The sequence below is a fragment of the Oceanobacillus arenosus genome, assembly GCF_003369575.1.
Classification (GTDB): Bacteria; Bacillota; Bacilli; order Bacillales; family Amphibacillaceae; genus Oceanobacillus; species Oceanobacillus arenosus.
On record NZ_PIOC01000023.1, the window covers coordinates 129351 to 143509 of the forward strand.

The 14159-nt window shown below is 37.2% G+C and carries 16 protein-coding genes and 1 riboswitch; of the genes, 11 read left to right on the forward strand and 5 right to left on the reverse strand.

Features of this window, described 5'->3' with window-relative positions; genetic code table 11:
* Positions 1–159 precede the first annotated feature (159 nt).
* On the reverse strand, positions 160–2166 hold the full coding sequence (locus tag CWR48_RS15515) for a penicillin-binding transpeptidase domain-containing protein (RefSeq protein ID WP_115774232.1): 2007 nt from the start codon (positions 2164–2166) through the stop codon (positions 160–162).
* 178 nt (positions 2167–2344) lie between these two features.
* A complete protein-coding gene (locus CWR48_RS15520; protein ID WP_115774233.1) occupies positions 2345–3289 on the reverse strand; it encodes an LCP family glycopolymer transferase in 945 nt (314 codons plus the stop codon).
* A gap of 741 nt (positions 3290–4030) precedes the next feature.
* Positions 4031–4114: riboswitch (cyclic di-GMP riboswitch) on the forward strand.
* A 21-nt stretch (positions 4115–4135) separates the two neighbouring features.
* Between CWR48_RS15520 and CWR48_RS15525 the strand changes: the two genes are divergently transcribed.
* The 4 genes from CWR48_RS15525 to CWR48_RS20475 all read left to right on the forward strand — a co-directional run bounded on the left by CWR48_RS15525 (position 4136) and on the right by CWR48_RS20475 (position 5717).
* Positions 4136–4264, forward strand: a complete 129-nt coding sequence (locus CWR48_RS15525; RefSeq protein WP_115774234.1) for an anti-repressor SinI family protein — start codon at positions 4136–4138, stop codon at positions 4262–4264.
* Positions 4265–4344: 80 nt separating this feature from the next.
* Entirely contained in the window at positions 4345–4674 is a 330-nt protein-coding gene (locus CWR48_RS15530; protein ID WP_115774235.1) for a helix-turn-helix domain-containing protein, read from the forward strand.
* Positions 4675–4865: 191 nt separating this feature from the next.
* Positions 4866–5366 (forward strand): VanZ family protein, encoded by a 501-nt coding sequence (locus CWR48_RS15535; RefSeq protein WP_115774236.1) that lies wholly within the window; start codon positions 4866–4868, stop codon positions 5364–5366.
* Positions 5367–5561: 195 nt separating this feature from the next.
* The gene (locus CWR48_RS20475) at positions 5562–5717 is read left to right on the forward strand and encodes a hypothetical protein (protein ID WP_170140780.1); all 156 of its coding nucleotides are present in this window, start codon (positions 5562–5564) and stop codon (positions 5715–5717) included.
* Positions 5718–5762: 45 nt separating this feature from the next.
* On the opposite strand, the gene CWR48_RS15540 is transcribed toward CWR48_RS20475, so the two are convergent.
* Positions 5763–6419 carry a YigZ family protein gene (locus CWR48_RS15540; protein ID WP_115774237.1) on the reverse strand — a complete coding sequence of 219 codons (657 nt, stop codon included), beginning with the start codon at positions 6417–6419 and terminating at the stop codon, positions 5763–5765.
* Positions 6420–6584: 165 nt separating this feature from the next.
* On the opposite strand from CWR48_RS15540, the gene CWR48_RS15545 reads away from it, so the two are divergent.
* From CWR48_RS15545 to CWR48_RS15560, 4 genes are all read left to right on the forward strand, one after another.
* Positions 6585–7724 carry a sensor histidine kinase gene (locus CWR48_RS15545; protein WP_115774238.1) on the forward strand — a complete coding sequence of 380 codons (1140 nt, stop codon included), beginning with the start codon at positions 6585–6587 and terminating at the stop codon, positions 7722–7724.
* A gap of 114 nt (positions 7725–7838) precedes the next feature.
* The gene (locus CWR48_RS15550) at positions 7839–8534 is read left to right on the forward strand and encodes a response regulator (RefSeq protein WP_115774239.1); all 696 of its coding nucleotides are present in this window, start codon (positions 7839–7841) and stop codon (positions 8532–8534) included.
* A 188-nt stretch (positions 8535–8722) separates the two neighbouring features.
* Positions 8723–9565 carry a DegV family protein gene (locus CWR48_RS15555; RefSeq protein ID WP_115774240.1) on the forward strand — a complete coding sequence of 281 codons (843 nt, stop codon included), beginning with the start codon at positions 8723–8725 and terminating at the stop codon, positions 9563–9565.
* 470 nt (positions 9566–10035) lie between these two features.
* On the forward strand, positions 10036–10494 hold the full coding sequence (locus CWR48_RS15560) for a hypothetical protein (protein WP_115774241.1): 459 nt from the start codon (positions 10036–10038) through the stop codon (positions 10492–10494).
* Between the two features lie 31 nt (positions 10495–10525).
* Here CWR48_RS15560 and CWR48_RS15565 read toward each other — a convergent pair whose 3' ends face one another.
* Together CWR48_RS15565 and CWR48_RS15570 are read right to left on the reverse strand one after the other, a co-directional pair.
* On the reverse strand, positions 10526–11878 hold the full coding sequence (locus CWR48_RS15565; RefSeq protein ID WP_115774242.1) for a recombinase family protein: 1353 nt from the start codon (positions 11876–11878) through the stop codon (positions 10526–10528).
* A gap of 13 nt (positions 11879–11891) precedes the next feature.
* Entirely contained in the window at positions 11892–12521 is a 630-nt protein-coding gene (locus CWR48_RS15570) for a helix-turn-helix domain-containing protein (protein ID WP_115774243.1), read from the reverse strand.
* Between the two features lie 609 nt (positions 12522–13130).
* On the opposite strand from CWR48_RS15570, the gene CWR48_RS15585 reads away from it, so the two are divergent.
* The 3 genes from CWR48_RS15585 (at position 13131) to CWR48_RS15595 (ending at position 14159) form a co-directional block, all read left to right on the forward strand.
* Positions 13131–13403 (forward strand): hypothetical protein, encoded by a 273-nt coding sequence (locus tag CWR48_RS15585; RefSeq protein WP_115774246.1) that lies wholly within the window; start codon positions 13131–13133, stop codon positions 13401–13403.
* A gap of 108 nt (positions 13404–13511) precedes the next feature.
* Positions 13512–13898 (forward strand): DUF3797 domain-containing protein, encoded by a 387-nt coding sequence (locus CWR48_RS15590; RefSeq protein ID WP_115774247.1) that lies wholly within the window; start codon positions 13512–13514, stop codon positions 13896–13898.
* 39 nt (positions 13899–13937) lie between these two features.
* Positions 13938–14159: a hypothetical protein gene (locus tag CWR48_RS15595; RefSeq protein ID WP_115774248.1), complete on the forward strand. Its 222-nt coding sequence runs from the start codon at positions 13938–13940 to the stop codon at positions 14157–14159.

Genomic DNA, 14159 nt, shown 5'->3' on the forward strand with positions numbered 1-14159 from the left:
TTAGTAAGAGGCTCAACTCCAGGGTGGATGATTACCGGAAGTGCTATCTACTAAAGAAAAATCCGAACGAATCCAAATTCTAACGGAAGGATTTGGAATCATCGTTCGGATTCTTTTTGGACTAAAACACTTTTGTCCCATTCATCTTTTTCTAATTAGTTATTTTATTTCCGTTAAAAGATTCTTCATTTTTTCAACGATATAGCTGCTTCCTTTTTCCTGGGTTTCTTCAATCATCATTGCGACCAATATTTCTTGTGAATCATAAGGGTAGGCTACGAACCAGCTATTCTCTGGACCACCTTGCTCGCTCGTTAGCTTCAATTCAGCTGTTCCTGTTTTTCCGGCGATAGGAAAGTCTGCATCATTTGCTTTATGTGCTGTCCCATTAGGTTCAGTTACAACTGCTCGTAATGCTTCTTGGATTACGTTTGCTTGATCTGCTGTAATTAAACCTTTCTGCCAAATTTGTCCTGTTTCCTCGGTTGTTAAAAGCGTTGGTTTGATCATATTTCCAACATTTAAAAATGTTGTATAGGTGGAAGCAATATGAAGGGCGCTTACTTCTAACTGTCCTTGTCCATAGCCTGAATTTGCGAGCTGTACCTCATCCTCTATGGTTCCACTTGTAGATACAGATGAAGCGGTAATCGGATACTCATAAGGTAATGGATCGCTAAAACCGAATTGCTCCATCCCTGCCACAAATGCATCGCTTCCCATCTCGATTGCTTTCATTGCATAATAAATATTATCGGATCGAACGAGAGAGTCCTGTAAATCGACAGGTCCATTTGAAGTAGAAACTCTTCGCACCTTATAATCTCCCCATCCTGAGCCATTACTCCATGTTAATCCGTTAATTTCAATTCCTTCATCAGGTATAATCGTGCCATTTTGCAGGCCGATACTAGCGGTTACCGGTTTAATTACTGAACCAGGGGCATAAGTTGCCGAGAAACGATTGAGTAATGGATTTTTTGGGTCGTTTTGTAATGTTTCCCACATGTTGCTAGTTGTGCCATATAGGATTTCATTCGGATCAAAGGAAGGACTGCTTACCAGTGCCAATGTTTCTCCCGTTTTTGGATTAATTGCTGCAGTTGTGCCGGAATCGCCATCATAACTTGCATACACTTTTTCTTGGGTATTAATATCGATGGTGACAGAAACATTCTCCCCATTTTTTACGGGCTTTTCTGCTAGAATGGTATCTTCTTCATTCTCTTTAGAAATCGTAATCTGTACTCCTGATTCTCCCTTAAGACGGTCTTCGTATAACTGCTCCAATCCACGTTTCCCAATCACATCATTTGCACTATACACTCCCGGTTCATGCTTTTCCAAATCCTCAGCCGTTACTTGACCGACGTAACCAACTAAATGTGCGGCAGCTTCACCTGCAGGGTAGACACGCCCAGAAACTTCCTGGCTGCTAATCCCATCTATTTGCAATAATTGGGGTAATAAATCCTTATCATAAATCCGTTTGATTGGAACAAATAAATTCGCTTCAACCCATCCAGCACTTAATGCTTTATCAATCGATTCCATCGATATGTTCAATGCTTTAGCGATTTTTTCTTTATTCGCTTCTGGATTTTCGCCAAGTCTCTCAGGAACGATGCCGACCTCATAAACAATATCATTCAATGCTAGTGGCATTTGATTTCGATCAAGGATTTCGCCGCGAACCGGTGTTGTCGTGTGAAAGTTAATCTCACCACCATCTTTTAAATCAGGAAAAATGAAGCCAGCATCCCATTGTACAAACCAGTTTTTCTCCTCTTCGCCTTCTTGTACAAGGGTTGCATCATAATCAAATGAAATTGGTCCTGCAACGGTTTCCATTTTAACCGTAAATGGTATAGTGGCTTTTCCCTCGTCCATTGCTATTTTCAGATTCTTCTCATCCAATGCCTCATAGGATACGGCAATATCGGATACTTGAAGATCATCGTATATTTTTTGTTGGCGCTCAACAGATTGTTCTGAAGGATATGCTTCCTTTGCTTCAGCTGAGAAAAGGTTATACATTTCTTTCATATCAAGCACATTCCAATTCGCTACATATGCTTCAAAACGTTCATTTGGTGTCACTTGCTCCTTTGAACATCCAACTAAAACAAATAAAAGTAGAATAAATAATACGAGCCATTTTTTCATCTAATTACCCCCAGTCTTGTCCCATATATTATATCATTTTCCAATAATAATATAATGTTTTGGATACGATAGTAATATTTTATCTTTGAAAATTCATCCCATCTTAAAATCCGACCTAATGATAAAAACAGTCACACCATTTTGTTAAATAGTGTGACTGTGTCAAGTTGTTCGTATTTTAGTTTGCCTCCATATGTGCAGCTACTTCATCATGGATTCGAGTAAATTCTGAATCAGGTACAACATAATACCAAACGCCATTCATAGTTTGACCTGCACCGTTAATTTCTAAAGTGGTTACGTTACTGCCGGTGTTACGGTAACTAGTGAACAAGGTTTGTATCTTTTCCATGTCTAAGTCTGTTTGTACATTTCCGCCTAGGATGTTTAGAATCTCACCAATTTTAGTGATACTGCTGAAGCTTGCTCCTTCTTTCATTGCTGCGGTAATCACATTTCTTTGTCGTTCATTTCTACCTAGGTCACCGCGGGGATCCTCTTTACGCATCCGAATATAATCGAGTGCTTCTTCCCCATTTAATCGAATTTCTCCTTCAGGGAAGGCTGATGTTCCTTGAGAAAATGCTAGGCTATTGTTTACAGTAATTCCACCTAGTGCGTCAACCCCTTGTTGGAATCCTTCCATATTAACGCGGGCATATACATGGACAGGAAGATCAAATGCTTCCTCGACAGTTTGAACGGATAATTCTGTTCCGCCAAATGCATAGGCATGATTAATCTTATCCATACCACGACCTGGAATATTTACATAAGTATCTCTCGGGATGCTAAGCATCGTCATCGAATTTGTCTTCGGATTTAGTGATAATAGTATCATAGTATCCGAGCGTCCTCTATCACCAGACCGTTCATCAACACCAAGAAGCAATACGTTGACGGATTCGTTATCCTTAAAAATCGATTGGATTTGTTTTTGTCTTTCCGGATCATCATCTCTTGTTAATGGGCTGTGCATCGTTTCAATTGTATTTCCAAGTTCATTCCAAATGTAAGCAGCGAAGCCTCCACCGATTAATAATATTGCCAGAATAATTCCACCGACCCAATAGGGCCATTTGCGCTTTTTCTTATTATGTCTTTTATCTGCTCTAGAAACCACATGAATTCTCCTCTATAGTTACTCATCGCCTTAAAAATAGGGCGAATTGTGGATGATAATAGCTAACCATGGCTAAATTATAGCTGAATTAAGCACAATAGTCTATCAAATTTTGTGAAATGTAAGGTTGAATTGTCAGATTTATTTATGTGCCAACGGTTGATTAATCCACAATAACAGAACCAAAAAAATGTTTAAAAGAATATAGAATTTCCAGATATTAGAAGAAAAGGAACGTAAATTAAAGTAAACGAGTCTTATTATTATCTTTATGGCTGTTTTTAAGGTTTCCTAATTTGGGAAAAATAGCATATACTTATCTAAAATGTTCTTTATAACGAATATTAAGGAACTTAATAAGAACATTTGGGCGAATATGTATTTTCAGAAGGTAAATTGGATAATCATTTAGGGGGGATTATTTCTTTAAGAACAGTATTTTTCATTGGTAGGTAAGAAAGTATAACGACTTTCTCACTACATAAGTGCAACTAAGGCTGTCACCAAAAGGCTTGGTGACAACCAAGTTTTCTAAAAATGGCAACTTGAAATAAGATTTCACATCCAAAGATAACCACCAATATCAGTAATTGCACCCTGAATATAGGTAGACGAATGCTTTTATCATAAAAAGGGAAAAAAGACCCAGAACGAACTACAAAACTAGTTAATATGCGACAAAACTAGTCAGACATTAGAACTGCTTATTATAGTATAATAGTCTTAAGATAATAAGAAACATTCAGTTAAAGGCAAACCGATTGAAAAATTGGGACGCAAAATCACAGATCTAAAGCGAAGTGCTATGGTGGCTGGATTGTCTGAAAGATAATTGGGGGATGGAATGTGGTGAATACAATAGAGGATATTGTGTTAGATTATGAATGGATTTCACTTATTCAAGAAGCAAAAGTGTTGGGCATAACCATTGAAGAAATTCGCCTCTTTCTAGATGATGACAGAGAAAAAGCATGATATTACAAATTTGTAATGTTATTTTTAGAATTACCCACTTATTTTATGGTATAATTCGCAATGAGAGTGGGTGAGACGATTTGATAGGTGAAAAAATCAAAAAATTACGCCAAGAAAAAAAACTATCAATATCTGAACTTGCTGAACGAGCTGGTGTAGCAAAATCATATTTAAGTTCAATTGAGCGAAACCTCCAATCAAATCCATCGATCCAATTTATCGAGAAGATTAGTAGTGTGTTAGGTGTATCTGTAAACGACTTAATTAATGATAATGATTCTACAGATTCGGCAGAGTTAGATGATGAATGGTTAAAAATCGTGAAAGATGCAATGAAATCTGGGGTTACAAAAGAGCAATTTAAAGAGTACTTAGAATTCAATAAATGGCGAAAAAATCATGATAATTAACGAATAATGATAATTATAAGCCGCCGAGGCATGAGGTTCCGGCGGCTTTTGACTGTATGTGAATACTGCATGTAGGGTTACTATCTTATTCTAAGTAGTTAAGAAAGTATAATGACTTTCTTACTACATAAGTGCAACCAAGTTTTCTAAAAAGATAGTTACGATAAAATTTATAAAAAGATTGGTGTAAGATGCGAAAATATTGGTACTGGCTATTGCCTTTAGGTTGGATGAGTGTCATTTATTACTCGTCGGGAACACCTTATGAAAATCAGGATATCAAACCTTTATTAGGAAATTTTTTGGATCTTTCCTTTTTACAGCCGATACTCGGTTGGATAAGCTTCACATATCATAATAGTCTCGTAAGTGTTGATGTGCTGGGCGTGGATGGATTCATCGAATTCTTTATTCGGAAAGGTGCGCATGTCACAGTATTTTTCCTATTGGTATGCTTATTTTACCTTGCAATTAGGAAAACGATTGGACTTGTATTTCATTGGCAAATGATGTATTCATTTCTGTTAACAGTTGCATATGCTATCCTAGATGAAATTCATCAAGGTTTTACACCGAATCGAACATCATATGCTGGTGACGTTGTAATTGATAGTATCGGCGCGGCATTTGCTGTTCTGCTTATAGTTGCAATTCGATGGTGGAGAAGGAGAAAATCGCAGAAAGCGACATAAAAACAGATAGGGTAACGAAAGTTTTGATAGAATATAAATATATAATATAAAATGGATAGTTTCGATAAATTTCGACAACGTGATCTATCATTTTGTGCTATAATCACATGCATTGATGCACTTCAATGGCTTGGAAGCAGTTACGTTTACTAATTTTTTGCTTTGGATGTAAACTATGGTGGAGGCGGGGACCTAATGGGGGAACAGGAAGCATATAAACGACTATTAAAGAAAGTTATTGATGAGACGGAAAATGACAAAATTAAGTCTACTGAAGAATTAATTCAGAAGCTTATCTCGGAACTTACGACGAATAGCGCGTTACGAGGTCATGTGCAGTCTCAATCATGAATTAAAGTGAAAGCCCAATTTCGAATATAATGGGCTTTCTAACATTTACTCTATTTCTTCTTCAGTTGATTCAACTTCAATCTCGATGTATTTTCCTTCAGTCGCTGCGATAATTGCTTGATCATTCGTAAGGTCAACGATCCAATCTTGGAAGCCTTGATCTTCACCCTCTTTAACAAATACAATAAATTCCACATTTTCGAGATAATGAATATCTTCAAGAATAAATTCAGAATTACGTAACACATTTTCTAACTTTCCCAGTAGTCCATAATCGACCGTTATCGAGTACCCTCGCATTCTTTGACGTTTCACAATGCCTGTTGTTTTTATTGCGAGCGAGGTTGTTCCACCGTAAGCGCGGATTAATCCTCCAGCGCCAAGTTTAATACCACCGAAATACCTAGTTATCACGACGGCGGTATCCTTTAAATGCTGCTTCTTCAATACTTCTAAGATTGGCACTCCAGCAGTTCCGCTAGGTTCACCGTCATCATTTGCTTTTTGAATTTGATCATGCTCACCGATAATGTAGGCAGAGCAATTGTGGGTGGCGTCATGATGTTTCTTCTTTATTTCCTGAATGAAATCCTGTGCAGCCTCTTCCGTTTCCACTCGTTTGACATAACCGATAAAACGGGACTTCCGAATCATTTGCTCGTCGTTACCTTCCTTTTTTACAGTAAAGTAAGCAGATAACATCTTGATTTTCTCCTCCTAATCGGACATGATAATTGGTGTAATCTAGTTTTCTAACACTGAAACAATATTTTCGATAATAAGGGTAGAATTTCCTAGAAAAGGGTAAAGACCCTACAAAAGTAGATAAAATATACGTATAATTATAACATAGGTTGGTGGGATATGATGGCTGTTAAAACTAGTGAGAAAGCATTAGACCATGTCATTGAAGAAATGATCGATGTTGTTGAAAATAGTAAAGATGAGATATTCTACATAAGCGAAGGAGCTCGTAAAGAACATGAACAGCTTGTGGCAGAGCTAAAAGTAACAAAAGAGAAAGTACTAAGACATATTGAAAATGGCGATCAGCTTGAGCAGAAAGTCTACTTTTCAAGGCAACGGTTAGCAGAAGTGAGCAAGTACTTTGATCGATATACCGAGGATCAGATTCGCGATGTATACGAGAAAACACATAAGATGCAAACAAAGCTAGCAATGCTGCGTCAGGAAGAACAAATCTTACGCGAAAAACGCGATGACTTGGAACGCAGACTCATTAATCTATCAAAGACAATTGAACGAGCGGAGAGTTTAGCGAGTAAGGTTTCTGTTATCTTAACCTATTTACAGGATGATTTTAAACAAGTAAATGAAATGATTGAAAATGCGAAGGAAAAACAGGCATTTGGTTTGGAAATTATCGAGGCCCAGGAAGAAGAACGGCGGAAGATTTCTAGAGAAATTCATGATGGTCCGGCGCAAATGCTCGCGAATATCTTGCTTCGCTCTGAGCTCATTGAGCGGTCTTATCGTAAAGGCGACGCTGAAGAAGCGTTAGCCGAAATAAAAAGTATTCGTAAGATGATTCGTTCGTCATTATATGAAGTAAGAAGAATTATTTATGATTTAAGACCAATGGCACTTGATGATCTCGGGCTTGTACCGACAATTAAGAAATATATTGCGAACACTGCCGATTATAACAATTTAAAAATTGATTTTGTTGTAATTGGCGAAGAAACAAGATTAAATCAAAAGTACGAAATCGCCTTCTTTCGACTCGTTCAGGAATCCGTTCAGAATGCAATTAAGCATGCAGAAGCAGGATTGATTCAAGTAAAATTGGAAATCCGAAGAAATAGCCTGACAATGTTAATTAAGGATAATGGAAAAGGGTTTGATCCAAAAATAAAGAATGAAAAATCATTTGGATTAATTGGCATGAAGGAACGGGTGGAAATGTTGGATGGCAGTCTATCAATCGATTCCGTCATTGGAAAAGGGACGACAATTAAAATTCAAGTTCCATATAAGCCAGTATAACGTGTATAATAAAAAATAGATGCATGTATATTAATGATTTAGTTTCGAACAATCTTCATCACTGTATATAAAATAGAGAATATATAATGAAAAGAACCAGGGAGGAATAAAGCAATGAATGAAGAAAAACGTATTCGCGTTGTTTTAATTGATGATCATAAATTGTTTCGTGAAGGGGTAAAACGCATACTAGAGTTCGAACCTACTTTTGATGTAGTTGCAGAAGGGGAAGATGGGACAGAGGCTTCCAAATTAGTAAAAGAAAATAACCCAGATGTTGTGTTAATGGATATTAATATGCCGAATATGAATGGTGTGCAAGCAACTGCAGATCTTGTTCGGTATTTCCCTAATACTAAAGTGATTATCTTATCGATCCATGATGATGAAAGTTATGTGACACATGCACTAAAAACAGGTGCACAGGGCTATCTTTTAAAAGAAATGGATTCCGATTCATTGATTGAAGCAATTAAAGTAGTGAGTGAGGGCGGCTCATATTTACATCCGAAAGTAACACATAATCTCGTTCAAGAATATCGCCGTCTTGCAAAAGAAAGTGCAATGAATAATAGTGTCGACCATGGTATCGAATACCGCAAGCCACTGCACTTACTGACAAAACGCGAATGCCAAGTGCTTCAACTACTTGCAGATGGTAAGAGTAACCGTGCAGTCGCAGAAACATTATATATAAGTGAAAAAACGGTGAAAAACCATGTAAGTAATATTTTACAAAAAATGAATGTTAATGACCGTACACAAGCGGTTGTCTCAGCGATTAAAAAGGGTTGGGTAGAGGTTATCTAAAACTTAAATTCGACTAATATTAAATTACTTCAATAGCTTTGATAGTATTGGAGTAATTTTTTTTTTGTAAACGAAATTACCTAGGAATGCTTTTTTTGGCATTATCATGTAAAATATAGGCGAACTAATATATTCCCTTAATAATAAGTAAAAAGGGCAATTTTTACGTAGAGGAGTGAAGGTATTCGATGAAAATTGCTGTGATGACAGATAGTACGGCCTATCTTCCAGTCGATATAATGGAAGAGCTCAATATTCATATGGTTCCACTAAGCGTTGTGTTCGAAGGCACATCTTATGAAGAAGAAATTGATATTAAGTATGAAGAATTTTATCAAAAGATTAAAGAAGTGAAGGAATTGCCAACGACTTCACAACCATCCATAGGGCTAATAACAACAAAGCTTGAAGCGCTTGCGACAGATTATGATGCAGTAATTGCCATTCATATTTCCAGTGGGATCAGTGGTACATATCAAGCAGTTATTACTGCTGGAAGCATGGTAGAAGGCATTAAGGTGTATCCCTATGATTCTGAACTTAGCTGCATGGGACTAGGATTCTACGTACTTGAAGCTGCAAAAATGGCAAAGGAAAATAAAACTTCCGAAGAAATTCTTGCAAGACTTGATGAAATGAAACAGAGTATGCGCGCATACTTTATGGTTGAGGACCTTAGCAATCTTCATCGCGGTGGTCGACTCAATGGTGCGCAAGCAATTGTTGGAAGTCTTTTGCAAGTAAAACCAATCCTGCATTTTGTTGATAAAGTAATTGTTCCATTTGAAAAAATCCGCACAACGAAAAAGGCCCTGAATAGAATCATGGGCATGCTTGAGGAAGACGCAGCAAAAGGAAACGAGTTAAGTGTATCATTTATCCACGCCAATAATAAGCAAGGTGCCATAGAGTTACGTGATGCGTTTATCGAAAAGTACCCTAAGAGTGACACGTCAATCAACTACTTTGGCCCAGTCATCGGAACCCATTTAGGGGAAGGCTCACTCGGAGTCGTATGGTATCAAAAGTAGAACAATATTTATATGACACCTTCAATGCATGGATGTAGTTACCTAGTTCTTGTTATGTAGCGTAGTTTTTTTGAAATAGATAATAGTGATAAGTTGATGTAAAGTGCGGACTAGTGACAATTGTAATTTTAGATTTTGCCAACAGTTACTATTCGTACGAGGGTCTCCAGTATTTTGCTACAATCGACGTCGATAGTCAGTGGTTTTGTCATTCTTTTGACGCTAGATTCTGCACTACCCCCAGCGGAAAAAATACACGAAGACTCCTGCGGGAAGAAGAGCCTAGGTGAGACTCTGAAGTGCGATAGCACAAAGAGGCTCACCAGCTCCCCGCGGAAAGCGAAGTGTATTTTTGGAGCGGTGGATTAGGTAGCAAAATATCATCCTAAGTTAGTCCGCACTTTATCTAAATAGGTAACATGCAACTAGCAATTAAAAATAAGTCTAATAAATAGAATGGAAGTGACAAGATGTATGGAAACCAACCACTTCCTGAAAACCTTCAACTAGATAAACTCTCCTTTTTATTTTCAGGAAAACTCCTCTTACGGAAAGAAATCCCACTCCAGGATGATTATTTTCAACAGCTGCTTGAAGCAAAACTATTCATCCCAGTCAAATCAATTATTAAGAAAAACTTTTCGCATCTATGTATGCGCTGTGGTAATCAGAAGTCAAGTTTATTTGCACCGATTCCATGCTACCAATGTAAGAAAACCCATCTCTATTGTCGTAAATGTATCGAAATGGGACGCATACTTGAATGTGAACCACTCTTTGAATGGAATGGCCCAAAAGCCCCGTGGATACAACATGAAACACCGAGCACTTGGGAAGGAGAACTGACTGTTGCACAACAAAAAGCAGCTACACGAATGGTGCAGGCGATAATGAATCAGGAGGATGAACTCCTTACGTGGGCCGTTTGAATAGCCAAACATGAATACGTAGAAAGAAGCATTAAAAATTCCAGGAAATATCTATATCTTCCCCGTTGATACTAATCTGTTTCACAAGTTTCTGAATAGCAGCTCGTTTTGTAGGAAAATCAGATTTTGTTAAATTGGTTACAAGATTATCTATTTCTTCATCTGAAATTACATTTTGCGCGGCGGAGTTTTCTTTTTGCCTTTTTAATATTTCATCTTTCTCTGTGTTGTAAATTTCAATTTGCTTATCGAGAGTCTGTTTCGGGATAGTTCCTTCCGCATATAATCCAAGTACACGTTCGATCTTTTCGGTAACTTTTTTAATTTGAACTTCGTAATTTACTTTTTTTATTTTAGGTGTCCCGTTTTTCTTACCTATTGACAAAAATTGTATTTCTTTAATAATAATTTCTTCAAGCTTTTTTGAATTCCAGTTTTTATTTGTGCATTTATGACCGTATTCGATTGGGAATCTTCTGGCTTTGCATAGGTAATATCTATATTTATAAACTTTATCTTTCCGCCTATCAGTTGTAGTATATGTAACAAATTTCTCACCACAGCAACTACAAGTGATAAGGCCTGCCAGTAGGCTTTCTTTCGCTTTTTGGGCATTGGCTCCTTTATGCATTTCCAATAACGCTTGTACTCGATCATATTGTTCTTCAGCTATAAACGCTTCATGCCTGCCTTTGTAGTGTTCACCAGCGAAGCTTACATACCCTACATATAATCTATTAGCCAATATATCCCTGTATCGTCTAAACCGCCACACATTGTACCCTAGTAATTTTAATTCTTTTTGTACCTTAGTAATAGAGTGATATCGTTCGTACAGGTCAAAAGCAAGCTGCACGTGCTTTTTTTCATCTGGTTTTGTTACTAGTTCCCCATCTACCCTAGCGTAGCCAGCAGGGTCGTAATCGCCGCCCATACCCCTATATCCATCTTCTGCTCGTTTAATGTGCCCGTTTCTCATACGTTCAGCAATGTTTTCACGTTCCAGTTGCGCAAATACTGACAGAATACCTATCATCGCTCGCCCAAATGGGGATGATGTGTCCAGTGTTTCTGTTAAGGAGACGAACTCAACATTATTTTTAAGAAACGTATCCTCTATTAATTCTAGCGTATCTTTTTGAGATCTTGATAGTCTGTCTAATTTATACACCATAACTACGTCGATTTCTTTAATATCGCTTATCATTCTTTGTAGGTCCGGACGATCTGTATTGGATCCACTGAAACCTCCATCTATGTAAAAATCGTATATTTCCCATCCTTTTGATTTACAATAAGCTTCAAGTTTTTCTTTTTGCGATGGGATACTATAATTTTCAATTTGTTCACGGGTAGAAACCCTTATGTAAAGCGCTGCTTTCATTTTTACTCCCTCCTTAGTATTGTTTAAATGCGCCGATAACTTTACCGATAATCGTTACTTCTGTTTTTTCTAAGTTAATTATTTCGGGATAATAAGATTCGTCAGTACTCATCGGTATTAAAGTTAATAAGTTGTCTTTGACGTTTATTTTTTTAACTGTTGCTTCGTCTCCGTTTACCAATACCGCTGCAATGTCTCCATTTTCAGCTTCTACATCGCGATCAATTAACACAAAGCTTTCATTCGCAAATTCACGATTCATGCTTTCGCCCTTTACTTTCAAATAAAACACGTTTCTATCAGCTAAACTCATCATTGGTAAACCTGGAGCATACCCTAATAGGTTTTCTTCAGCAAAAATCGGCGTGCCTGCTGCGATAGTACCTACTATAGGAATTAAATCGGTAGGAATATGTATTTCTTCATTTACGTTTAATCCTAACAAATCGTCTAAAGACACTTCAAAGTATGAGGCCAAAACATTTGCAGAAACATTCGTCGCAGTTTTGCCGTTTTCGTATTTTGAAAGCATGCCCTTACTAAATTTAGTATCATATTTTAAATTAATATCCTTTGCCAATTCTTCCAGAGACATATTTTTAGACTTTCTTAACCTCTTTAAATTTGAACTGAAATCGCCCACTTCTATCTATCTCCCTCTACCAAAAATAATATTTTATAACGCTATTATATAGGAAGTGTTTCTATATAGCAACAACTATTGTTAAAAAGACGATAAAAGTTGTTGACTTAGAAACTTAGTTGCTCTATTATAAGAGTACACCAAGGGTTTCTAATTAGAAACTAACAGAAGAAAGAAGGTGAGAAATTGCCTGGATATAACAAGTTTAAAGGGTACCTAGTCGAAAAAGGTATTAAGCAACAAGAGATTGCTGACCTATTAGAAATGGATAGGAATAGATTCAATTTAATCCTAAATGGACAACGAGAAAAAGATTTTAAGGTCCAAGAGATTATTAAGATTTGTAACCATCTAAGTATCAGCGCAGAAAAGTTTTTTTTTAATCAAAAGGTTTCTAAGTAGAAACTATATGAGGTGGTGAAGTGAATTTAAAAATAACAAGCATTAGCTTGGAAGGTCATGAAATCAAAGTACCAGAAGGTCTAAGCGAGTTACTTAATAACGGTAACGGGTGGGGGATTAGAGATAAAGAACTGAATACTCAGTACACCCGTGAGGTCATTAAACAAGGAGGTAACCTCGTTACAAAATTGAGAAGGAGGTATCCCAATGACTAAGTTAACAATGTTTCTTGAAAAGGATCAGGAACAAGCCAAATCAGAATTAGATAAATACGATGCTAACTTTATTAGCGCTTTGAATCTTGTCGCTCAGGGAGAATTTGGAGAAGCAGCCGATCAACATCGTAAGGTTGCTCAAAGCTTAGAAAAATTGGAGAAGTTGAAAGCTACTAAGGAGCTATGCGACACTGCCTGGTTGATTCTCAAACAAATTGAGGGTAGGCAGAAGCAGGACGAACTGTTGGAAAGGCTAAGGCGATGAAACGTATTGCCGAGTCGAATTGGTTTTATATAGTGCTAGCAGTTGTGTTTGTTTATGCATTTCCGATTGTTGCTTTGATTGTTACGAAGTAAAGAAAGGGGATTGGCAATGAATGTATATGAGTCAATGGAACTAACGAAAAAATATGGAGTTTGTCCTGAATGTGGGAATGACAAAGTGGGTGGCGAACCCTCACAAGGCGCATTAATTATTCAAGATGAAGTGTTTACTCGTAGTTGTAAATGTGGTTGGAAGGTCGTTATTGACCGCAGAATCAAGTGTTGTGCTTACATGACCAACAAGCGAAAAGGCAAAACAACAGGTATCTACGAGGTATCTATTCATGGTCAAGGGCATAAATACTTGCCTCTAAATGATCTTAAAGAATTAGCAGGAGTAAAACGTGTCAATCAAACAGCAAAAATTGAAGATTGGTTAAATACAACTGAAGGTCGTAAGTGGGCTTTAGAGGTAAAACCAGCAAGCATTTATTAGTTCGCAGTTTGACTAAGCCTTTTAAGGAGGTGAGAAAAGATGGATAAAAAACTCTACTACTTCACATTTGGAGCAGGGCAACCGTTAGATGGTCATTGCCAACCGATTTTAGCAAAAGATTTGGTCGAAGCTAGAGAAACGATGTTCATGAATTACGGTAACAAATGGTCGTTCCAGTATACGGAAGAAGAGTGGGACAAGCACAAAGCACATGGTTTCTTCAGAGGAACAATATTGCTTGATCCAATTGAATCAATTTAA